The sequence below is a fragment of the Paenibacillus sp. EB106-04-04-XG159 genome, assembly GCF_058791835.1.
Genome location: NZ_JBYTDY010000006.1, coordinates 216,850 through 237,302, shown reverse-complemented (window position 1 = coordinate 237,302; position 20,453 = coordinate 216,850). Strand labels below are relative to the sequence as shown.

Below are 20,453 nucleotides of genomic sequence, written 5' to 3'. Positions count from 1 at the left end.
GTCAATGAAGGTAGAAATCGTAGAAACTAAAAACATCATGACCTATGTTGGTATTAGAGCAACAGCGCATTTTTCGAATCTTGGAGAGAGTGTTAATCATGCATTTGTTGAACTGACGAGAAGAAAAGACGAAATTCTTAACCTTAAAAACCCGAATGTCACTTATGGAATTACCCCACCGAACTATAAAGGAAACACAGGACTTGTAGATTTCTATTGCTGCTATGAAGTAGAGCCGATCTCCAGTTTACCGCATGGGATGGTACACATTCACTTATTACCCCAAACGTATACATTAACACACTATGTTGGTCCAGCCAGTCAGACAGGAACAGCCTATGATTATACTTCACATTGGATGAACGAAAACGGGTATACCTATGATGATCTAGCTTATTACTTCGAGAGATACGATGAGAAAACAATCATCAAAGATGATAACGAGAAGAATGAAGTTATGATTTATTGTCCAGTAAAGAAGATATAGTGAGATCATCCCCGACTCATTGGATCGTACCTTAGTTCATCAAGATGGAAGAGCGACGGTAAGAGATGCACTAAATCACGATATCAATCATTCCTATCACCATATCGAACAAATAATAGAAACAAAAAGAGTTCATTACATATAATCTCAACCTTTAATTTCCGAGAGGAGAATGTTGAATGAATAATCAATTATCAGGAAATTGTACTGAACATCAGGTGAGAATTGGAACCACAATTCAAGTTCGACTAGTTTCAGATTTAAAGAAATCGCAGGTATATTACCGTGATGTTCTTGGATGCAAAGTAGATGACTGGGGCCATGCAGAACGAGATGGAATGATTGTTATTCTTCAACAAGCGATGTCTCCTGAAGATGTTAGACCAAATTCCCCTTCAAAGAAACGGTCCGACTATCCGACTGATTGGGAGGGGCCAGACTTTGGTTGGGATACATTTATTCATGTAGGTTGGGATGATATAGACGGAATTGTTGAAGAAATTCGGAGCAGGGGTGGATTTATTCCACATGAACCGGTGAAAGGCTCACACGGAATTTGGGATTTTAAGAACGTCTATATTCAAGATCCAGATAAATATAATATTGTTCTCGGTGCAATGCGAGAAGCAGCGCAATAATATTACTCAAATAGAACCGCTCACTTAAAAGGGCGGTTTCTTGCTATGTAAAGGAGACAATTATGAAAAAATGGATTCCAATCATTTTAATTTGTATCTCAGTCTTATTTCTGAATGGTTGCAGTCAAAATAGCAAAGAAGACTTTCTTAAAGAATTGAAGCCACAAGAAAGTAAATATAAAATTCATTTGTTTTATTCAGAGCGGGAATCAGCGCAGATTGAAATGGACGAGTTAAACGAATTCATAAATTCTGATCAAAGAATTACTAAAAACTTTTTTGAAGCAGAAGGTCATAATTATAGCGAAGAATTGAAGGGAAAACTGAACACACTTGATATTGATTATTTCCCTGTATATTTACTTGTTGATTCAGAAGGCGTTAAATTACAGACTCAGTATTTGAGCAAGGTAAAGGATTATATAAATAATGAGCTGGGTTTGTAAGAAGTGTAAACGGGAAGCAGACTTAGCGAACAACACTGTGAAAGGATGTCTTACATGAATATCCTAAAAATTATTGAGAAAACAAAAAGACCAGAATTATTTGAGAAAAGCAGTTCACAGATGTGGGTTGATGAGTATTTATCACAACAAATGCTTATAGCTCACTTAGATCCTAATATAGATGCGGCAAGTAGGAGGCCAGCTACAATTAATGCTTCTGTGGAATGGATCAAGGATTATATTTGTGGCAACAATTTGGAACAAAAAATACTTGATTTAGGTTGTGGGCCCGGACTATATACGAATCGGTTGGCTAAGAAAGGTTTTAATAATGTAATAGGAGTTGATTTTTCAAGTAGATCGATCGAATATGCTAAAGATCAAGCCGCTGAGCTGGATTTAGACGTGAATTATGTGAATGATGATTATTTGACCTGTAATTTTACGGATTTTTTTGATGTTGTTTTGCTTATTTACTGTGATTTTGGAGTTTTGAACGAATATGAGCGGGATACATTACTACATAAAATATACAAGAATTTAAACGCAGGAGGGACGTTTGTATTTGATGTGTTTACACCTCATAAATATAGGAATCATGTCGATACAAGAACATGGTGTTCATACAATAGTGGATTTTGGAGACCGACGCCCCATTTGTGTTTAGACACAAATTACTGGTACTTAGAGGAAAGAGTACATTTACAACAAACAATCGTGTTAGAAGATGCTGAAGACATGCAAATATATAATATTTGGGACAAGACATACACAATTGATGAAATTTCCTCAATACTAAGCAGTATTGGCTTTGAAGATGTCGAATATTATTCAGATGTCACAGGAAGAGAATATGAGGAAGACACAGAAGTATTGACTGTAGTTGCTAGAAAGAAGTGATACATACTTACCTTAAAAACAATGGATCTGAAAACAATTCAAGGGCTATTGCTCTAGAAGTATATCAATTAGAAGATCCAGAATGGCCAGGAAAAGTAGATGTATATGTACCGATTAAGGAATAGACCTATACAAAGGAAGATGAGAATATTGGATAAGGGAAAGATTATTTTTTTGAATGGAGTAACAAGCTCAGGTAAAACCTCCATAGTAGATGCCATACAATCTTATTCTGAACCATTTTTTTATGTCGTTGCCAATGATCTTTTTGAACAAATGATAGGGGATAAATATCTGCAAGAAGACTACTGGAAGTATTTAAGTGAAGTAGTTGTTATGATGTATCATACGGCAAGATTATTTTCAGATAGCGGAAAGAATATCTTGATTGATGGGATACTTGTTGAAAGACCTGAATTAACGCCACATTATGATAATGTCAAAGATATTTTTAAGGGATATCCATTGGAAATAGTTGAGGTGTATTGTCCTTTAGATATATGTCGCAAACGCAATATAGAGCGTGGTGACAGAACAGAAGATCAGTCAGATTGGCAAAATGAAATAATGGCAGAAAACATTCACTATAGTTGTTCTGTCAATACCAGTTTGAATACACCAAAAGAATGTGCCGAGATAATACTTAAGACCTATTTTAAGAAAATCGTGAAATGACTTTAAATTCAGTCCTATGATGTGAGAAGACCACAATTGAGATTGGCTACAAAACCTATGAAAAGATAATATAGGAACGCTTGTGCGTATATGAAAATAAAGGTAAAATATAACTACAATTGAATCTTGGGTGGGCATGGTTTCCCTTCAAGCAAATGCTTTCGAAGCAAGTTTCCTTCGGAAACTTTGGAGGAGGTGAAGCCATGGAAGTAAAAGATGCATTAACGATCATGTTCTTATTTGGATCGTTTGTACTTGCACTTTTAACTTACATTGATAACAACAAGAGAAAGTAAAAACCCACCCCAAGGTTACCAGCCGAAGGTGGGTTTTCGTTCTTAACTGACTAAGAAGGGAATAACCATCCAAGCCAATTGTATTGACCAAGTGTTCGCTGCACTTGGTCTTTATTACATATATAATACCATATAAGAAAATATGTATCAAAACATTAGATTTCTCGGGCTCGCGAATACTAAGAACCTTCTACTAAAGACTTTTAAGACTTAATTAGGAGAGTATTTCATGAGGGTTGATAAATTACTTAATGGTACAGATATCTTATTTGGATATCGTATAAAAGAAGCAATCGGGAAAAGTATACATGAGTTGAATAATAGAAATGTACTTTCCTCTTCTTTCGCTTCTGAGGAAATCGTTTCATCTGGATTTATTGAATTAAATAAACAAATAGTACTCACCATTGATGACATTAGTAAGTTCAAAATTTTAGCGGAATCTGAAGTGGATGATTTAAAACAATATTTGAATGGGTTGATTGAAAGTCAGGGCAAACTAATTTCCGATGAAGCACAAAAATATACAGGGTTCGACTTTAATGCTTTACGATTTGAGTTTTTCAAAAATGAATCCCAGAAGATTATTGATATACATATTGAAAGACTATCTAGAGAAATAAAGTTTAAACATAGAAATTTTTGGTGGGAAATTGCTAAGATAGCTCTTACTGCTATCATTGCAGGTTTTATAGGGGGTTATATTAAAGATTTGTTTTTTAGTGAATTCTGAGAAGAAATGTCCTTCGCATAACACCGTATCAACGCTGCTGGCCTTTCGACCCTTGATCCGCAAGAAGCGGTGAGCCAGGAAGCAGAATCAGCAAGCAACCCTACAAGTTTAAGTCCTTCGGGCCCTATTGCTGACGCTTCCATAGGACTTAAGTTTCGTAGATATATAACCGTTATACGTTAATAAACTATTAGGAGATTCGAAGATGAATGAAATGAGTGAAGACTTTAAAAACATGAATAATAAAATGGGGAATGCTATTTTATTGTTGGAATTAATAGAGACAAGAAGAAGAGAAAACCGTGAGATTTCTAAGTTGAATTATGGCCTACTATTGGATGCTCATTTATCTGCAACAGCTGTTATAGGAACATTAATATTCGACAAAAATATGAAGCCTGGTAAATCGGATGAATCAATTTCTGGTAGATTAAATCTAATAGCTTCATTTGTTCAAGGTATTGACCTATGTGAAACAGCCATTTCAGAAGCATTGTATACACAAGCTGCAAATTTATTGAAACAACAACTTGAAACTATTGCAGCAATAGAAGAGTTTGTAAAAGGACAACGTAAGGATGGAAAGACTCCAAATGTGAAATTTGTTAAATGGGATTTAAGTAAGGTCTATGGTGATTTAAATAAAGTGGCACACGTTTCGGATAATGAAGCTTTTCAACCTCTTTTTCTAATGGGTCAAATAGGGGAAGCTGTTCCAGCAAGTATGTTACCTATTTATAACAAAGAAATTTCTAGAAGGCTATATGCGTTGCATGTTTCATTTATTATACAGATTGCTAAAATAATAATCGACTTACATGAAGAGATGTATAATGAGGAGCCTTCACATATTGAATATATGATGTTAATTGGAGCTATGAATAGATTAGAGGACGAAGGTTATCTAATAGGGAATAAATTTAACGACGTATAACAAAATAACTACGCTGCGGCTAATGCCTCGTTTGCCCGAGAGAATTCAGGAAAGAGGAATCAGGCAGACACATCATTCGAGCCTAAGTTTGATGACCCACCAAAAGAGCTGTGGTCTTAAGGCTATCGGCGTCGTAGATACACAACATTAGTTCAAACTTCTGGAAAAAAATGAGGCGAATTCTAATGACTGAAATTAAAAGATCAGTATATTCACAAGACCAACAAAATGAAGAAGAATCAAGAATCCATCTTAGATATCATCTTAATAAATTGGGATGGAAATTTAGAGATTTGTCACAGGACAATGATATAGATGGTGAAATAGAGATTTTTGATTCAGTAGACAAACAAACAAGTGGAAAGTTTGTTAAAGTGCAAATTAAATCAATTAGTAGTTTGAATATCAATGCAGAGGTCATATCTTATCCTTGTCCAATAAAATTTCTTCATTTTTGTGATGTATGTGATATCCCAGTAATTTTAGTACTCTATGATATTTCAACTCAAGAGGCTTATTGGTTATGGGTTCAGCATTATATATACAATAAGCTAGATAATGAAAATTCTGAATGGAGAAGTAACAAATCATCTGTTACTGTAAAGTTTTCAACGATTGAATCTGTTTCGTTCACAAATGAATTTTTTAAAGATAGACTAATCAATCTGGCGCACAATGGCGCAAATGAAATTTCTCAAATGAGGAAATTTAGTACTTTTCAAAGGTATTATACGTTGATCGCTGAAGATAATATCTCTACTTCTATTGCCAAAAGAATTTCAGCTAAAATTTTAGTTGAAACATCATTTGCTACCTCTCAAGATGCTATGAGAACATTAATACCAAAAATAAATCAGGAGTTATTATATAGTGAACATGCTAACACAACACAATTTCATAATCTAGATAAGCCTTGTGATGTTATAGTCATGTTTTTTTTCAATGACATTAAACAAGTAAAACACGGGCTACCATTTTGCAGAACCCAATGGATTAATGAAGAATTAGCAGTTAAACCTTGTATCATATCACCTGATGAATATATAGATTCAATTGGAGTGAAATGGGACTCTATGCATGAGATGTTTTCGGATTTAATACAAAAGAATTTAATGAATAAGGGTCAATATCTAAAGCTAGCAGAGCAAACTTTCAATAATTTCAATATAATTCTAAGAGACATTCAAATGACTCATAGTAAATATGAAGATAAAGTAATTGACTTTAATTCACTAAAGGAATACGTAAAAAGATTTAAGCTTAAATTAGACGAACATTTTTATGTTTTTTCTGAAAGGGGTTATCCACCCTTTGATTGCACTGAACTAGATAGAGTGTTACTTGATTTCATATCTGCTATTCATGATCTAGGTATTTACTCGATTGAATCTAATAGAGATAAAAAAAGTGAAGCCTGGTTAATAAAGAACTCTATTGAAAGAGCATTAGAGCAATTACCATTTTATGAATATGAAAGACGTAAAATAAGATAAATGCTTTGTAAGTAATTCAAGAAGTCAGCAACTTCATCTAACACCATGTTCACGCATCGGGCATCCACCCTCGGTCTGCAGAAGATAATTTAGTGAAGTGTAAGTAGCAGATACATTCATTTCTCTAAGATAAGAGCTTTCGAAGGGGAATAAACGTTGTAAACACAAGAACGTTATCTGTAAGATTCAGAAATCCATACTGAATCATTCACAAGAAGAACTACATTAAATAGGAAACTTTCTATGAATCCCGTAAGTGTTACATTGAAACTTATTACCAAAGAAAACGAATTAGAGTGTGTCGCTCTTAGATCACGAGAAGATCAATTAACACTGGTTGCATCAAACTCGGATTCGCTATTGCATGCAGTTAAGGAAGTTACGTCTAAGCCATATGGAATATATGCTAATGATCAAATGGTTGGATTTATATTATTTGATGATGAAATATATTCTGATGGATACTACTGGATACTTAGGTTTATGATTGACGAAAAGTATCAAGGTAAAGGCTACGGTAAATGTGCTATAAAGGAAGTCATTAATAAACTAAGAAATTGAATGGATTGTAAACAAATAAGAGTATCTCATGTACCGCACAATATTGTAGCCAACAGAGTATATAAGGAATGCGGCTTTCAGGATACTGGGGAAATAGAAGATAATGGATACACTATATTGAGTTACTATATGGAATGAATCTCAGAGTAAATAAACGAAATCGAAGGTGATTAATTAATGAATAATCTCATTCAAGAGTCGGTCATACATTTTGCAGAGAAGATGCAATTAACTGAAAAGATTTTCAATGTAGAAGAGTTACCATGGGTTCCTTTTGACGATGGGACGTGTCATTATAAACCTTTAAGATTTGACTTGAATACAGGCACATGGACTTATTTGTTTAAGATAAAAGGCAATAAAACGTTAAACAGACACAGGCATACTGGCGGATCTGTAATTGGCTATAACATACAAGGGACTTGGAGATATGAAGGTAGAGATTGGGTTGCTAAACCAGGAACGTTTATATTTGAACCACCAGGAGACATTCATACATTAATAACAGAAGACGAAGAAGTGATTACCTTATTTATCTTGGGTGGTTGCCTGCAATATTTTAATGAAGACAACCAAGTCATTGGTCAAGACGATATATATACAGTACTTAAAAAGTATAGGGACTATTGTGAAGAACATGGAATTCAATATTTGGAGGAACTAATATATTGAGTGAAAGTTGAAATGACTACATAAATAGGAGACATGACAGTGGAGATTATTAATTTTTTTCTTGTTATATCTGTTCCTCTTATCATAATTTTTGAACTCAGTAGTATGAACTATAAGCTAAAAAAGCAGATGGAAAACCAAGAAAGAATCATTGAGCGGTTGGATCTTTTGATTAAACAAGAAAGCAATGATAAGGAATAAGAGAGGAATAATCTGTGGTCTTAGATAAAAACAAAAAAAGAGTAATTGAGGTTGTTTCTGCAAGGAAGTTAACTTCAATCATGAATAATACCAAATGGGAAGAGCTTCAGTATGCTGTTCTTAATGATTTATTATTTCCTCCGCCATTTCAAGCTAAGTATGTTTTAGATGATAGATTATATCCGGAAAAATTCGAAAGTGATGTGTGGTATTGGGGTGATTGGGTTGAAGGACTTGCACCGTTTTATAGTGTTGAGTGGATCCGAGTGCGGCCAAGATATCTAAAACATCGTGGAAGATTAGTGCCCCCTGAGTTAATTGATATTACAGAGGATTTAACTAAGATTTTAATGGGACTATCAATTCCATATAGGCTGGACAGCGATACTTTCTATATTTATGGTTACATATCTGATCCAAGTTCTTTAATAATCAACAGAGAGAGTGACATACATGAAAATAAAAGCGATCCTTTTTGATTCAGGACGAGTTTTGAATCACCCTAGAACAGGACATTGGTTTATTCCACCCAACTTTTATAAATATATTGATAGACCTTTATTTGAAAAGCAAGGAATGGATGCATTACAGAAAGTGTTTCAACATTGCATAAAGAGAATAGATGAGCAAGATTATGTGTTAACAGAACAAGAAGAATATGAACTGTTTGTACAATTCTATAGTGAATTTGCTGATCAGCTTCCACAATTACAACTAACCAATACAGATATAGAAGGTATCGCGAAGGATACGGTGTATAATGACGAGAAGTTTTTATTCCATGATGATGTGTTTGATGTTATCCCAAGATTAAGTGCTGCCTATAAATTAGGTGTTGTTTCGGATACATGGCCTTCGTTAGAAAGAGTTTTTGTTAATCTCAATTTACGGAATTATTTTTCAACTTTCGTGATGTCGTCCATATTAGGAGTTAGGAAACCTAATGAACGGATGTATATAACTGCTTTGCAGGAACTGAATGTTAATCCCCATGAGGTTATATTTGTGGATGACAACATTCATAACTTGGATGGCGCGAAGAAGTTGGGTATACATACGGTATGGCTGTTAAGAGGCAGTGAGGAATTTATTAATGGAGATTATAAAAGTATCAAGGACTTATATGAATTGGAGAGTTTAATTGAAAAAACGTTTGATTGATAGTTGAAGGATGCGAAGTTCGGTGCAGAACCTTTCTGAGAGAGGAGTTTTTTTATTAGCCAAAGCGATGATTTCATAACAAGACAAGTTAAGCGTGGACGGATCGTTACGCGTACTCTGGTTATTTTAAATGTTGTGTTTATTATAATTGTTGAAATCATTAGTTTAATGCATGGAATATTTTCAAATCTCTTAGGATCTATAATATGGATTACTATTTCTGCTTTCATCTATTTGGGAAGTAACAAAGCTAAATGGATTTTTATTATTTACACCTTAATAAACCTATTCTTATTCTCAAATGCATTAGTTCAAGGGATAATTGAGACACGTTTAACGAATCTATTGATCATAACCATAATCACTTTATTACTGAACTTGATAACTTCAATTATTCTTATATTTTCAAGCGATGTTAATGAATTTTTATATAAACAGGCTAATTGAATGTATATCAGAGCTGCCCTTAGTATGTAATTAAGGATTTTGGTTCGTAAATATAAGAGACGTTATAAGAAATCAACGCGAGTACAATCTAACTGCATAATAAACGGAAAGGAGTTATTTGAGTGGATCCGATTCTATTAGACTTTCCATCTGAATTCTACACTGAAAGGCTATATATAAGAATGCCAATGCCTGGAGATGGTAAAGCAGTATATGATGCAATTGTTGCTTCTATTGATGAGTTGAACCAATGGTTGCCCTTTGTTCGAAAGACACAAACTGAAGAAAACACAGAAGCAATTGTCAGAACAGCCCACTGTAGATTTTTAACACGTGAAGAACTAAGGCTACTAATTTTTCTAAAGGGAACGAATCAGTTCATTGGAGTAACGGGGCTGCATAATCCAAACTGGGATATTCCTAAATTCGAAATAGGTTACTGGATTGATAAACGTTTTAGTGGTAAGGGATATATGACAGAAGCAGTACAAGGTGTTTCTGATTTTGCATTTAATGAATTAAAGGCTCGAAGGCTTGAAATACGATGTGATACTTTAAATATTAAAAGCAAGTTGATTCCTGAAAGATTAGGATTTGTGTTAGAAGGTACACTTCGAAATGAAGATATATCAGTTGATGGGAGTGGAATTCGAGATACTTATCTATATGCAAAGATTAAATAATCGTTTCTTCGACCGGGTGACGACTGTTCTTTCCATCATATGTAATTTATGATAGAGTATTAGCATATCATAATTTTTCCATAGGGAATAGGTGTGCGGAAATGAATAGAACAAATAATAAGAGAAGTATACTTCAAGGATTATTATTAATTTTGATGCTGTGTTCCTTAATAACTAGTGGTTGTACACAAAGCGATGAGAAAGTAGTTAGAGAAACCGTTGATTCGTATCTTGAAAATGTAAAGCAAAACAAACCTGAACAAGCTTATGAATTATTGAACACAACTAGTCTTCCTGAAAAAGAAGAGTTTACTAAGTCAGTACAAGATCATAATTTGAGTAAGTATGAAATTGTAGAAACAAAAGAAGTTGATAGCAATACATACAAAGTACTAACCCAACTTGTTGTAGATGATCAAAGTGCAGAAATGGTCTTCATATTAAGTAAGCACGATAATGAGTGGAGTATCCTTTTGAATACTGACACAACAAAAGATAATATAACGTTTTAGGCACCAGCTCCACATGGGAAGCATCCCAATGGAGCTGTTTTGCATTGATGCTGCAGTTATTTCAAGACATCCATCAAGATTAGGACTGATATAAATGAATGAATTAATTTTCAATAGCATATGTAGTGAATTAAGCAAAAATATCCTCAACAAATTAGAGGAGGGAGCATTCTATGGAACTTCAAGAAATCAATCAAAAATTAAAAGAAACAAGAGACGAACTGCTAGACATTCTTAAAGGATTAAGTGGGGATCAATTAAATGCACATAAAGACTCAAACAGTTGGAGTATTAGTCAGGTATGTCAACATCTCAGTAAGACAGAAGAATTATATGTTGCAGCCATAAAGCGAGGATTAAAGAGCGAAGAAGATTCATTCGTTGAAAAAAAGTCATTGGAATTTCTACTTGATAGAAGTAAGAAGTTAGAAGCTCCTGATATTGCTAAACCAACGGATGAATATATAGAATATCAAGAAATTATTGAAAAACTAAACGATTCAAGACAGAAGCTATATGAGACATTGAACAGTGTAGAAGACCTATCAGTTCTGAGTAGAAGACACTTTAAACACCCCGTCTTTAAAGAGATGTTATTAATTGATTGGGTTAGATCACTGTATTTACATGAACAAAGACATATTAAACAAATTGATGAAAATATAAGTGGATTAAAGTAAACGATCTAGTGAAGAAAGCAAGTTAAGGACCACTGGTTCATATTCTGGTAAGTTGTTTCCTGTCATTAGAATTAGTAATTATGTTTACATAAGTACAGATGATTTAAAAGAATGGTTAAAGGATTCTACATTACAGAGAAAAGAATATTAGGGGGAATTCTGGGATGCATATAAGAGGAATTATACTGGAGGGTTACTCTAATTCAGGGAAAACATCACTATTAAAAACATTAAAGTTGATGCAATCTCAGGATGAAAGTGCTGAACGAAGCCTTATTGTGCTGGGGGAGCATTATTCCCAAGTATTAAATAGTGTTAATGGTGAATTCGTTTTATTAAGTAGATCTGAACATTTAAAGTTACTACAAGAAAGAGTAGAAATGCTAACACAATTAAATGAATGGGCTATCGGGCTGGGCCCGTTTTCTCGTAAATCTCGGGGATTGTTTTTTGTACTAGAAAGATTTCATTTAAATCACAGAGCAGCCTTTAGCAGCACATTAAATCATGAAATTGAAGAATTAGAACAAAACTTAGTTGAACTTGGAGCGAAATGTGCGTTATTGACAATTTCAGATGAGATTGTTGAGGAACGAATAATGAGTAGAGATGCTGGGATATGGAGCGGGAAATCGAGAGAAGATATTTTGAAGGGATGCAAAGAGTTGATAGATACTCAAATGCTATTAAGAGAGCAAGCCAAATTATCGAAAGTGCCTACAATTGAGATAAACACGGATTCGAAAGAATGGGATATATATGCGAAGAAAATTATTACGTACACTGATCTTGAGGGATAGTACCGAAAGGAAGTGAGGGGTGAAGCATTAATGAATAAGAGAATTTACTTACCATTCCTGCTTTGTTTATTGCTAATTGGATGTTCGTCAGCGAAGATGGTGAAGCCAGAAAGCCCTGAAGAACTAGCTTGGTTTATGAAACTTGCGTTGAATAAAGGAGATTACAACAAATTTAATTCGTATTTATCCGAACCTAAAAAAGGGCTTATTAGCATGGAACAGTTTAATGAATTATCTGAGATTACAACTGCAGGGGCTGAATATAGGACTTACAGCTATATCAGGATGGAAAATGGAAAAGTCATATTACTTGAAATTATTAAAGATAATCCAAGTGAGGATTATAAAGTACAGCGAGTAATTGAGGTTCCTGAAGAAATGACGAGTATTTTTGATAGTGGTTTGTAATCGGCAATTAGCGCAAAACCAACAGTGTATAAATGTAAAAAACAGAAAGGGGTAATCCAATTGAATGAACAAAGTCAAAGAAATAAAAAAGCATGGGAGTATCGAGCATACGAGTTTTGGCATAAAAGAGGTGGAACACCTGAGGAGTTAGCAAATCAAATATTAGAAAATCCGATCGCATGCCTTAAAAAGCATAAACATTATTTTGAGCATGTTGAAGGTAAAAAAGTTGCTAATCTGTGTGGATCCAATGGAAGGAAAGCTGTTCCGATAGCTTTATTAGGAGCAGAGGTGACCGTATTCGATATTTCTGAGGAAAATAGCAACTATGCTTTAGAATTAGCTGCGAGTGCGAATACCACAATAGATTATATCGTTACTGATATCTATGAGATTGATCTGAAGAAGTATGGAGGATACTTTGACCTTCTTTATTTAGAAGGAGGGATACTACATTATTTTGGTGATCTAGATAAGTTTATGTCTATTCTTTTTGGTTTATTGAAAGATGGAGGGAGCATGATTCTAAGTGACTTCCATCCCTTTAGAAGATGCATTATTAGCCAAGGGGAAATCGAATATTTTGATCCGGAACTAAGAAGCGGAGACGTGGCATACAAGGGATTCTTTGACGAAGAGGAACAGTCGGGTTTTCCTGATGTCTCCATTCGATTGTATACTTTGAGTGAGATTATCAATGCTGTTCTTTCATCAGGTTTCATATTGAAGAAGTTTGATGAACATCGTGGATGGAATAATGAAAACATCCCATGGGAGTTTACGATACTTGCGGAGAAATAAGAATGTGGTTTGAATACAAGAACATTAGGCGATATTCAAGCAAGATGGGAGAGACAATAAATGCCGCTAAACGATGATCGATTACTAGAAATATTAAGAGATCATGGAATTACTAAGGTTATTGACATCCGGAGGACAGAACAGGTTGCTCGAACTCGAGCTTCCCTCCATAAAATAGATGTACAAACAGAAGACAATAGGGTTTTATCGCTATTAGAAAAGTGCACGGTCTCAAACAATATTCCATACGAAAATACGATATACAAGTATTACTCCAATAAGGATGTGTCTATTCCAAAGGTTCTGTTCAATGAGTATGATACAGTTGGACAAGAAGGTATATTGCTGATGGAAGATCTGACCCCGTCACATAGCAGCATAGCAGACTGGGAACCGCCAATTGATTCCGATCGATTAGCAAATATTATTGAAGCGATCGCACAGTTTCACGCGGTCTCCTGGGAGACAAGCGAGCTGTCTGCTCCTAGGCATCTGGAGAGTGTGGAGGAATATGTAAAGCACATTGCATTTTTAGAGAGAGACTATGATGAATTTAGAAAGCATCAGACTTATGGCCTTGGGGAAGATCAGTTTAGTATTTACGAGGAGAGCTTAATTCGTTTACGTGAACATGCCCAAAAACATATTGATCGTATATCCAGATATCAAAATACTACATATATACATGGTGATCTGAACGTTGGCAATTTATTATATCCGTTGTTCAGTAATGCAAGGCCGTGCATCATAGATCTTGAGGCAGTGAAGATGGGGCTATGTACTGAGGACCTGGTAATGCTATTTGTTCATGATTTATTTCATGGCTGTGACGAGACCTTACGGATTTTTGATCTGTATTTTCATTCATTGCGTAATAAAATCAAGGTCGAATATTCATACGATCAATTCGTGGAGGATATCAGAATATCGATCATGGAAGGAGTCTTTTTTCCATTAAAGCTATTTGTTCATCATGGTGTTAGGGATGAGGAGCTTGTATGGAAATCGTTAAATGCTTACAAGAATTTAGTGGGGGTTACTCGATGAGTGACTTGTTATCTGAAGAAAATCCCATCCAAGGGGGCAATATTTTGAACAGTGTGGGAACCAATAAGCGACTTGAAAGCATTCGATTTCTAGTTCAAGAAATGATCATTTCCATAAATAGCGCAGAACAGAGACAGGATGCATATGTTCAACTTTACGGGGTATCTAACCTTGCCTCCTTGCTTGCGAAGAAAAGGGGTCTCAATCAGGAAATCGCTGCAATCATTGGCCTTCTTCACGATTATTATTTTTTTAAAACCGGAATTAAAGAGTTTCCTGGTCCAAACAGCGCAGAAACGGCAAGACCTCTATTAAGAGATTTGAATATCTTCACCAAAGAAGAACAAATCACAATATTACAGGCGATCTTTTATAGAGGGGACAGAAGTAAGATCCATGGTCCTTATGATGAACTCCTAAAAGATGCTTATGTGATGCAGTTATACTTTCAGAATCCGAACTGTATCTTAACGCAGCAAGATGCCGATAGACTACGAAATGTTTTTCGTGAACTAGCGATTCCAGAAGAGTGTACGGAAGAGGTAGCACACCAAAAGGATGAGATTCTCCAGAACACAGATAGGCGCAGCAAGTTGGCTGATATAGCTGAAGCACTCGGTAGAGAAAATATAATCGGAGTACACGGAGATCAACGATATCGTGAAATCTGCAAATATTGGCCTGATCAAGATATCTATAAAGTATTGCAGAATAGTTGGTGCGCTGCTTTCGTGTATTACTGTTGTATGCAAGCCGGATTTCTATTACCGATTCGATACCCGAATGGCATATATCGACTAGCTGGTGTAGGAGCTTGGTTGGAATGGGCCCAGTTGCCTGAAACTGGATTTTTCCATTCTGATAAGCAAAATGGGTTTACTCCTCGACGCGGTGATATCGTGATTTATGAAAAATTGCTATCTAATGACTCACATGATCATATAGGTATTGTATTAGCATGCGACGACAATGAAATTTTAGCTGCAGAGGGTAATAGGGATAATCAGAATTACTCTAGCGTTTTCTATAGAAATAGGTGGCATTGCATATTGGGTTATATCCGTATAGACAACGGCTATCAATTTGAGTTTAGAGGTGATTACAATCCTATTGTATGTGGGTGAATTAAGGAGTTGATATAAGCTTGAAGATGAGAGAAATGGCAACAGCCTTTATTTCATATAATGACAAATTACTGATGATAAAGAAGAAGCCGGGAAGAGTTTTTTCTTTTGAGTTCTGGAGTGGAGTAGGAGGGCATTTAGAAGAACAGGAATTAAACCGTCCTTATGAAGCCTGCCTTAGAGAGATAGAGGAAGAGACAGGGTTGAAGAAGGATGACCTAATCAATCTGGAATTAAGATATATTTTGTTACGCCAGAAAGACGATGAGATCAGACAACAGTATGTTTATTTTGGGGAGAGTAGACACTCGGATGTGATCAGTTCTGATGAAGGAGAATTATACTGGATACATAAGAACGAAGTAGAGAATTTAAGGGTTTCTACTATATTGAAGTTCATGATTCAACACTATAACGAGAATAGACATAAAACCAGTGTACATGTAGGGACTATGACGATGAGGAATAATGAAGAACCACTGGTACAATGGACAGAACTAATGGATCCAGGGGTATTTTAGTAATTCTGAAGAAGATATCTCTATCAAATAACTTAATACCTTATTCATAAGAAGAAATTCTAGAACCGTATAGGAACGCTTGTACGCAGATGTGAATACAGGTAAAATATAACTACAATTGAATCTTGGGTGGGCATGGTTTCCCTTCAAGCAAATGCTTTCGAAGTAAGTTTCCTTCGGACACTTTGGAGGAGGTGAAGCCATGGAAGTGAAAGATGCAATAACGATCATGTTCTTATTTGGAACGTTCATTCTTGCTCTTTTAACATACATCGATCAAAACAACAAGAGAAAGTAAAAACCCACCCAATGGTTACCGCCGAAGGTGGGTTTTGTCTCCTATAAGACTCAGAAGGGAATAAACCATCCAAGCCAATTGTACTGACCAAGTGTTAGCGCACTTGGTCTTTATTACATCTATGATAACACAAAGAAAAACATGATCAAAGTGTGAGAAGAAAAATTCGAAGATAAAGATAGACGTTATCGGAAATTCCCCAGGGAGGTAGGTAATATATCAACTCTTAACAAGATAATCCCAAAGAGAGCAAACCTGATATTACCCATAGCATTTATACTAAGTGCAATCATAATACTTATTTCTCTAAGTTCAGAAAGTAAACTAAGTCTATCAGACATTAATAGTAACCTTTATGCTGATGGGATTAGAATGGGTATGACTGAAGATGAATTAATTGAGATATGGGGACCTGGTAAGTACCAGGAGGGATTTGGAGGTCATTTTAGAATATTTGGGATTAATATTGGAGATTCCCTTCAAGAATGCATACAAATATTGAAATCAAATGGCTTCAAAACAATAGGAAATGAAGAAAAAATCTTTGTTAATGGAGAATATTATATCTCATTAAGTGGTCAAGAAAATGTTGAATCCATTCAACTGTCATTTTCGGATAAAGATCTGAGAGATAGAAGTTATTAATGTGGAGGTTGAAACCCATGGAGCTGAATATCAATGATATCGAATTATTAAAGAAAGCTGAGAATGTTATTGAAAATAATTTTGATCATACAAACTATAATCATACAGTTGGTGCAGCTGTACGTTGCAAGAACGGAAAAATATTCGTTGGAGTCAATCTTGATGGTATACATGGATCATGTGCAGAAGCGATAGCATTAGGTGCAGCCATTACCTCGGGTGAACGTGATTTTGAATGCATAGTGGCCGTATACGGAAAGGAACATCCTCATCCTGTGTTGCCACCTTGCGGAAATTGCAGACAATTGATATATGAATATGCACCTGAAAGCTTTGTAATATTACAAACCGAAGGGAAATATCAAAAGATAAGAATCAAGGAATTATTACCTCATCCATGCTTATAAAATGATCGTAAGTATAAGGGGGAAGTGATTTCATGAAGCAAGTGATGGCTATTTTTTTACTGATCATTATTACTGGGTGTCAGAGCAATCCAGATCCCGTTGTTTTGAATCCGATATCATTGTCTGAGGCCTATCCAGGAAACATCACAGAGGTAGATAAGATTGAATTGTTGGATGGTTCTTCTGGGGAAAGAAAAGTCATTGAAGATCAAGTAGTCATTGAACAATGGATCAGCAAAATGAAGGATATAACCTTAATGCCTGATGATAATCAAGAAGGAAGCGTCGGTAATATTTTTAGTATAAGGCTTTATGAAGGAGACGAATTTAAGTTAAGTTTTATTCCCAATCGAATTAATAACATCTATTATAAGGCCAATGATGAATTTGGAGGGCTTATAATAGAATTATTTGAAGAATAATTTGGGAAAGAGTTCTAAGGAAAAGCGACATAACTTAATAACGTAACTACGATATGTAGCTAACGCTCTTAGGTGTGCCTCGCTGCAAGGCTAAGTGGTGGACCCACCCAGCGTATTCGCGCCTTAATCCTTTTGGGTTCGTGGATACAAGAGTGTTATATGAAATTCACTAAGTGCTTAAATGAAAGGAGAAATATTAATGGTGAACTTGTCAACATTAGCTCAACTTCTCAATCAAAAAAATGAAATAGATAGACAAATTGCTGCACTAATGGGGCGACCAGCGATGCTGGGGCATACTGGTGAATTTATAGCTTCAAAAATCTTTAATATTACGCTTCAAGAAGTTGCAAATGCAAAGGGCATAGATGGATATTTTGAAAATGGAGCTCTAAAAGGACAATCGGTAAATATAAAATGGTATACCAAAGATTCAAGAATGCTTGATATGAATCCTAAAGGATTGCCTGATTACTATTTACTGTTAACTGGTTCGGAGAATTATTCACTAGGATCTTCAAAGGGATCTCATGCACCATGGATAATTAAAAGAGTGTACTTATTTAATACTAGAAAACTTATGGATTCGTTAAAATCAAGAAAGGTAAAAATAGGAGTTGGCACAAGTATAATTAAATCAATGTGGGAACAAGGAGAGATATATCCAAACTCAATAAGTAAAGAATTAATTATCAATAATGAACAAAGGAATCTTCTAAGCTTATTTGGTGAAGTGGATTAATTTATTTTGAAATGAGGATGTTTATGGATTATTCTCATCTTCAAGAATGGTTTGAAAATGAGCGAGATTTCAATAATGTAGAGAGATTAATTCTGAGTGAATTATTGAGTAAACCATTTAAAGGAAGAGACATTCTTCAAGAACAACTAGCTTATACAAAAGTTAATGGACGATGTACCTGTGGTTGTCAAACGATCACTTTAAATGTTTCTCATGAAATGAGAGCGTTTCCGTATCAATTTCGAGTTCCAGTAGAAATGCATGTCAAAGAACGAAATGAACTTGTTGTGGTTATGTTGCACGTAGTTGACGGTTATGTTAATGAATTGGAGATTTTAAGGGCGGATTCAGAACCAATAGTAGGACAAATAGATCTATCGATTAAAGAACTGTTTATTGAAAGTGATCTCGAAGAAGAATCGAATAGCGTATAACACCTTATTAATGCTGTGCGGCCGCTGCTCTTAAAACCATTAATCTCAGGAGGGTGAGTACGTATGCCTCAATTTGATGAAGTTCTAATTCATCCAGTTTATAATCAAGATTTTTCAAGTTCGGAACATCCAGAAGGGCAATATGCTTACATCGGTGATGCTCTCGGGAGAGATTGTATGGTTACGAAGTTTGTGGATGGTTGGATGAGAGCATATTCAGGGGATGGAAATCGAAATGAAGATTGGTATGGATGGTATGCTGACGTCCTTGCACCATTTGATGGAGTAGTAGAAGACATACATATCAATCCTAAAACTAATATCCCCGGTACCATTGATCCAAGCAGGTCCAGTAGTATTGTATTTACAAGAAACGACGGCGTGAAAGTTGTCTATGCTCATGTGAGAGATGTAGTTGTCAGTATAGGGGATTCTGTTAAAGCAGGTGACGTTGTAGCCAAAGTAGGGAATAACGGCTACTCGAGGCATCCCCATATTCATATTGGTGCGTGGAAAGGAGATACTCCACTACAAATAAGGTTTGATTTAAATATTATGGGACGACAACTAAGGGAATTGGGAGAACAGGGATATTTCTTCTCGAGGGGCGGATTGACTATATGATTACATGGTTATCTCAAGTTAAACGAATTAATAGAGGCAAACCAATAAACCTTAGACCATTTAAGATCGAACAAATTGAGCTAGAACCAGCAGATAATCTCAATGAAATTGCTATGCTATTCATCGCAGGAAGCGTTTTGATATCAGAAGGTATGATGGTTAGTCTTCCAACAAAGAATGAAAGTTCAAGGAAGCAGATATTAGAAGAAGTAGCTCCACATTTTCAAGAAATAAAACTAGTTTGGGTAGATCATCAAATTGAAAAAATTAATATGCGTTTTGTTAAAGAACAATCGAAAAAACTATTTAAGAATGGTAATGCTGAATTTTTAGAAGTAGTAAAGGACCTCTATCGAACGACTGAGAATGGTAATTGGACGAATAGTTCAAAAAGATCAATTCAACGCTATAGAATCGTACAAGAGAAGATTCAAGCATTACATATGTCTAATACAGAAGGAATTAAAGAGTATATTCTTAGGGAATTTATTGAGGAAGATGAAGAGTTGGTCCTTATTCCTACAGGGTGGTATTTGCAGGATGAATTAAGGGAGTCCTTATTTTTAAGGTTTGTTGCAAGTTTTGTCCCTGTAATCGATTTATTGGTAGACCAAGATAACAATGAAATAATTGCAATTGAATTAATGAAATAGACTTGTCG

31 protein-coding genes are annotated in these 20,453 nt (G+C 35.2%); all 31 read left to right on the top strand.

Annotated elements, in window-relative coordinates:
* Positions 1 to 4 precede the first annotated feature (4 nt).
* The 31 genes from AC3WTP_RS10055 (at position 5) to AC3WTP_RS09905 (ending at position 20,445) form a co-directional block, all read left to right on the top strand.
* Positions 5 to 487, top strand: coding sequence for a GyrI-like domain-containing protein (locus AC3WTP_RS10055; protein ID WP_492394458.1), 483 nt, complete (start codon positions 5 to 7; stop codon positions 485 to 487).
* Between the two features lie 179 nt (positions 488 to 666).
* The gene (locus tag AC3WTP_RS10050) at positions 667 to 1,125 is read left to right on the top strand and encodes a VOC family protein (RefSeq protein ID WP_492394457.1); all 459 of its coding nucleotides are present in this window, start codon (positions 667 to 669) and stop codon (positions 1,123 to 1,125) included.
* 62 nt (positions 1,126 to 1,187) lie between these two features.
* Complete coding sequence (locus tag AC3WTP_RS10045) at positions 1,188 to 1,571, top strand: hypothetical protein (RefSeq protein ID WP_492394456.1); 384 nt, start codon at positions 1,188 to 1,190, stop codon at positions 1,569 to 1,571.
* A gap of 54 nt (positions 1,572 to 1,625) precedes the next feature.
* Positions 1,626 to 2,471, top strand: coding sequence for a class I SAM-dependent methyltransferase (locus tag AC3WTP_RS10040; RefSeq protein WP_492394455.1), 846 nt, complete (start codon positions 1,626 to 1,628; stop codon positions 2,469 to 2,471).
* Between the two features lie 150 nt (positions 2,472 to 2,621).
* Positions 2,622 to 3,146, top strand: a complete 525-nt coding sequence (locus AC3WTP_RS10035) for a phosphotransferase-like protein (RefSeq protein ID WP_492394454.1) — start codon at positions 2,622 to 2,624, stop codon at positions 3,144 to 3,146.
* A 203-nt stretch (positions 3,147 to 3,349) separates the two neighbouring features.
* Positions 3,350 to 3,442: a competence inhibitor ComI gene (gene comI / locus AC3WTP_RS10030; RefSeq protein WP_492394453.1), complete on the top strand. Its 93-nt coding sequence runs from the start codon at positions 3,350 to 3,352 to the stop codon at positions 3,440 to 3,442.
* 229 nt (positions 3,443 to 3,671) lie between these two features.
* The gene (locus AC3WTP_RS10025) at positions 3,672 to 4,175 is read left to right on the top strand and encodes a hypothetical protein (protein WP_492394452.1); all 504 of its coding nucleotides are present in this window, start codon (positions 3,672 to 3,674) and stop codon (positions 4,173 to 4,175) included.
* Positions 4,176 to 4,380: 205 nt separating this feature from the next.
* Positions 4,381 to 5,109 (top strand): hypothetical protein, encoded by a 729-nt coding sequence (locus AC3WTP_RS10020; RefSeq protein ID WP_492394451.1) that lies wholly within the window; start codon positions 4,381 to 4,383, stop codon positions 5,107 to 5,109.
* Between the two features lie 185 nt (positions 5,110 to 5,294).
* On the top strand, positions 5,295 to 6,602 hold the full coding sequence (locus AC3WTP_RS10015) for a DUF4365 domain-containing protein (protein WP_492394450.1): 1,308 nt from the start codon (positions 5,295 to 5,297) through the stop codon (positions 6,600 to 6,602).
* Between the two features lie 243 nt (positions 6,603 to 6,845).
* The gene (locus AC3WTP_RS10010) at positions 6,846 to 7,163 is read left to right on the top strand and encodes a GNAT family N-acetyltransferase (protein WP_492394449.1); all 318 of its coding nucleotides are present in this window, start codon (positions 6,846 to 6,848) and stop codon (positions 7,161 to 7,163) included.
* Between the two features lie 177 nt (positions 7,164 to 7,340).
* Positions 7,341 to 7,835, top strand: a complete 495-nt coding sequence (locus tag AC3WTP_RS10005; RefSeq protein WP_492394448.1) for a 2,4'-dihydroxyacetophenone dioxygenase family protein — start codon at positions 7,341 to 7,343, stop codon at positions 7,833 to 7,835.
* 39 nt (positions 7,836 to 7,874) lie between these two features.
* Positions 7,875 to 8,036, top strand: a complete 162-nt coding sequence (locus tag AC3WTP_RS10000; protein WP_492394447.1) for a hypothetical protein — start codon at positions 7,875 to 7,877, stop codon at positions 8,034 to 8,036.
* Positions 8,037 to 8,050: 14 nt separating this feature from the next.
* Entirely contained in the window at positions 8,051 to 8,515 is a 465-nt protein-coding gene (locus AC3WTP_RS09995; RefSeq protein ID WP_492394446.1) for a DUF6678 family protein, read from the top strand.
* Entirely contained in the window at positions 8,490 to 9,197 is a 708-nt protein-coding gene (locus AC3WTP_RS09990) for an HAD family hydrolase (RefSeq protein ID WP_492394445.1), read from the top strand. Before AC3WTP_RS09995 ends, AC3WTP_RS09990 begins: the two co-directional genes overlap by 26 nt.
* A 569-nt stretch (positions 9,198 to 9,766) precedes the next feature.
* Positions 9,767 to 10,327, top strand: a complete 561-nt coding sequence (locus tag AC3WTP_RS09985) for a GNAT family N-acetyltransferase (protein WP_492394444.1) — start codon at positions 9,767 to 9,769, stop codon at positions 10,325 to 10,327.
* A gap of 101 nt (positions 10,328 to 10,428) precedes the next feature.
* On the top strand, positions 10,429 to 10,839 hold the full coding sequence (locus AC3WTP_RS09980) for a hypothetical protein (RefSeq protein WP_492394443.1): 411 nt from the start codon (positions 10,429 to 10,431) through the stop codon (positions 10,837 to 10,839).
* Between the two features lie 173 nt (positions 10,840 to 11,012).
* The gene (locus AC3WTP_RS09975) at positions 11,013 to 11,519 is read left to right on the top strand and encodes a DinB family protein (RefSeq protein WP_492394442.1); all 507 of its coding nucleotides are present in this window, start codon (positions 11,013 to 11,015) and stop codon (positions 11,517 to 11,519) included.
* A gap of 164 nt (positions 11,520 to 11,683) precedes the next feature.
* Positions 11,684 to 12,319 carry a hypothetical protein gene (locus tag AC3WTP_RS09970; protein WP_492394441.1) on the top strand — a complete coding sequence of 212 codons (636 nt, stop codon included), beginning with the start codon at positions 11,684 to 11,686 and terminating at the stop codon, positions 12,317 to 12,319.
* A 30-nt stretch (positions 12,320 to 12,349) separates the two neighbouring features.
* On the top strand, positions 12,350 to 12,727 hold the full coding sequence (locus AC3WTP_RS09965; protein WP_492394440.1) for a hypothetical protein: 378 nt from the start codon (positions 12,350 to 12,352) through the stop codon (positions 12,725 to 12,727).
* Between the two features lie 60 nt (positions 12,728 to 12,787).
* Positions 12,788 to 13,528, top strand: a complete 741-nt coding sequence (locus tag AC3WTP_RS09960) for a class I SAM-dependent methyltransferase (protein ID WP_492394439.1) — start codon at positions 12,788 to 12,790, stop codon at positions 13,526 to 13,528.
* Between the two features lie 60 nt (positions 13,529 to 13,588).
* Entirely contained in the window at positions 13,589 to 14,575 is a 987-nt protein-coding gene (locus AC3WTP_RS09955) for a phosphotransferase (protein ID WP_492394438.1), read from the top strand.
* Positions 14,572 to 15,699, top strand: a complete 1,128-nt coding sequence (locus AC3WTP_RS09950; RefSeq protein ID WP_492394437.1) for a CHAP domain-containing protein — start codon at positions 14,572 to 14,574, stop codon at positions 15,697 to 15,699. Before AC3WTP_RS09955 ends, AC3WTP_RS09950 begins: the two co-directional genes overlap by 4 nt.
* A gap of 26 nt (positions 15,700 to 15,725) precedes the next feature.
* Positions 15,726 to 16,220 carry an NUDIX domain-containing protein gene (locus tag AC3WTP_RS09945; RefSeq protein ID WP_492394501.1) on the top strand — a complete coding sequence of 165 codons (495 nt, stop codon included), beginning with the start codon at positions 15,726 to 15,728 and terminating at the stop codon, positions 16,218 to 16,220.
* A 202-nt stretch (positions 16,221 to 16,422) separates the two neighbouring features.
* A complete protein-coding gene (gene comI, locus AC3WTP_RS09940) occupies positions 16,423 to 16,518 on the top strand; it encodes a competence inhibitor ComI (protein WP_492394436.1) in 96 nt (31 codons plus the stop codon).
* A gap of 378 nt (positions 16,519 to 16,896) precedes the next feature.
* Complete coding sequence (locus tag AC3WTP_RS09935; protein ID WP_492394435.1) at positions 16,897 to 17,163, top strand: hypothetical protein; 267 nt, start codon at positions 16,897 to 16,899, stop codon at positions 17,161 to 17,163.
* Between the two features lie 17 nt (positions 17,164 to 17,180).
* Complete coding sequence (locus AC3WTP_RS09930) at positions 17,181 to 17,570, top strand: cytidine/deoxycytidylate deaminase family protein (protein ID WP_492394434.1); 390 nt, start codon at positions 17,181 to 17,183, stop codon at positions 17,568 to 17,570.
* 32 nt (positions 17,571 to 17,602) lie between these two features.
* Complete coding sequence (locus AC3WTP_RS09925) at positions 17,603 to 17,992, top strand: hypothetical protein (RefSeq protein WP_492394433.1); 390 nt, start codon at positions 17,603 to 17,605, stop codon at positions 17,990 to 17,992.
* 199 nt (positions 17,993 to 18,191) lie between these two features.
* Positions 18,192 to 18,734 (top strand): DUF6998 domain-containing protein, encoded by a 543-nt coding sequence (locus tag AC3WTP_RS09920; RefSeq protein ID WP_492394432.1) that lies wholly within the window; start codon positions 18,192 to 18,194, stop codon positions 18,732 to 18,734.
* Positions 18,735 to 18,757: 23 nt separating this feature from the next.
* On the top strand, positions 18,758 to 19,168 hold the full coding sequence (locus tag AC3WTP_RS09915; protein WP_492394431.1) for a hypothetical protein: 411 nt from the start codon (positions 18,758 to 18,760) through the stop codon (positions 19,166 to 19,168).
* A 63-nt stretch (positions 19,169 to 19,231) separates the two neighbouring features.
* Positions 19,232 to 19,792, top strand: coding sequence for a M23 family metallopeptidase (locus tag AC3WTP_RS09910; protein WP_492394430.1), 561 nt, complete (start codon positions 19,232 to 19,234; stop codon positions 19,790 to 19,792).
* Entirely contained in the window at positions 19,789 to 20,445 is a 657-nt protein-coding gene (locus AC3WTP_RS09905) for a hypothetical protein (protein ID WP_492394429.1), read from the top strand. Before AC3WTP_RS09910 ends, AC3WTP_RS09905 begins: the two co-directional genes overlap by 4 nt.
* Positions 20,446 to 20,453 lie beyond the last annotated feature (8 nt).

Bases quoted from the DNA above. Each gene is read 5' to 3' on its own strand.
- AC3WTP_RS10055 (WP_492394458.1), top strand. From the start codon at position 5: ATGAAGGTAGAAATCGTAGAAACTAAAAACATCATGACCTATGTTGGT.
- AC3WTP_RS10050 (WP_492394457.1), top strand. From the start codon at position 667: ATGAATAATCAATTATCAGGAAATTGTACTGAACATCAGGTGAGAATT.
- AC3WTP_RS10045 (WP_492394456.1), top strand. From the start codon at position 1,188: ATGAAAAAATGGATTCCAATCATTTTAATTTGTATCTCAGTCTTATTT.
- AC3WTP_RS10040 (WP_492394455.1), top strand. From the start codon at position 1,626: ATGAATATCCTAAAAATTATTGAGAAAACAAAAAGACCAGAATTATTT.
- comI (WP_492394453.1), top strand. From the start codon at position 3,350: ATGGAAGTAAAAGATGCATTAACGATCATGTTCTTATTTGGATCGTTT.
- AC3WTP_RS10025 (WP_492394452.1), top strand. From the start codon at position 3,672: ATGAGGGTTGATAAATTACTTAATGGTACAGATATCTTATTTGGATAT.
- AC3WTP_RS10020 (WP_492394451.1), top strand. From the start codon at position 4,381: ATGAATGAAATGAGTGAAGACTTTAAAAACATGAATAATAAAATGGGG.
- AC3WTP_RS10015 (WP_492394450.1), top strand. From the start codon at position 5,295: ATGACTGAAATTAAAAGATCAGTATATTCACAAGACCAACAAAATGAA.
- AC3WTP_RS10010 (WP_492394449.1), top strand. From the start codon at position 6,846: ATGAATCCCGTAAGTGTTACATTGAAACTTATTACCAAAGAAAACGAA.
- AC3WTP_RS10005 (WP_492394448.1), top strand. From the start codon at position 7,341: ATGAATAATCTCATTCAAGAGTCGGTCATACATTTTGCAGAGAAGATG.
- AC3WTP_RS09990 (WP_492394445.1), top strand. From the start codon at position 8,490: ATGAAAATAAAAGCGATCCTTTTTGATTCAGGACGAGTTTTGAATCAC.
- AC3WTP_RS09980 (WP_492394443.1), top strand. From the start codon at position 10,429: ATGAATAGAACAAATAATAAGAGAAGTATACTTCAAGGATTATTATTA.
- AC3WTP_RS09975 (WP_492394442.1), top strand. From the start codon at position 11,013: ATGGAACTTCAAGAAATCAATCAAAAATTAAAAGAAACAAGAGACGAA.
- AC3WTP_RS09970 (WP_492394441.1), top strand. From the start codon at position 11,684: ATGCATATAAGAGGAATTATACTGGAGGGTTACTCTAATTCAGGGAAA.
- AC3WTP_RS09965 (WP_492394440.1), top strand. From the start codon at position 12,350: ATGAATAAGAGAATTTACTTACCATTCCTGCTTTGTTTATTGCTAATT.
- AC3WTP_RS09955 (WP_492394438.1), top strand. From the start codon at position 13,589: ATGCCGCTAAACGATGATCGATTACTAGAAATATTAAGAGATCATGGA.
- AC3WTP_RS09950 (WP_492394437.1), top strand. From the start codon at position 14,572: ATGAGTGACTTGTTATCTGAAGAAAATCCCATCCAAGGGGGCAATATT.
- AC3WTP_RS09945 (WP_492394501.1), top strand. From the start codon at position 15,726: ATGAGAGAAATGGCAACAGCCTTTATTTCATATAATGACAAATTACTG.
- comI (WP_492394436.1), top strand. From the start codon at position 16,423: ATGGAAGTGAAAGATGCAATAACGATCATGTTCTTATTTGGAACGTTC.
- AC3WTP_RS09935 (WP_492394435.1), top strand. From the start codon at position 16,897: ATGACTGAAGATGAATTAATTGAGATATGGGGACCTGGTAAGTACCAG.
- AC3WTP_RS09930 (WP_492394434.1), top strand. From the start codon at position 17,181: ATGGAGCTGAATATCAATGATATCGAATTATTAAAGAAAGCTGAGAAT.
- AC3WTP_RS09925 (WP_492394433.1), top strand. From the start codon at position 17,603: ATGAAGCAAGTGATGGCTATTTTTTTACTGATCATTATTACTGGGTGT.
- AC3WTP_RS09920 (WP_492394432.1), top strand. From the start codon at position 18,192: ATGGTGAACTTGTCAACATTAGCTCAACTTCTCAATCAAAAAAATGAA.
- AC3WTP_RS09915 (WP_492394431.1), top strand. From the start codon at position 18,758: ATGGATTATTCTCATCTTCAAGAATGGTTTGAAAATGAGCGAGATTTC.
- AC3WTP_RS09910 (WP_492394430.1), top strand. From the start codon at position 19,232: ATGCCTCAATTTGATGAAGTTCTAATTCATCCAGTTTATAATCAAGAT.
- AC3WTP_RS09905 (WP_492394429.1), top strand. From the start codon at position 19,789: ATGATTACATGGTTATCTCAAGTTAAACGAATTAATAGAGGCAAACCA.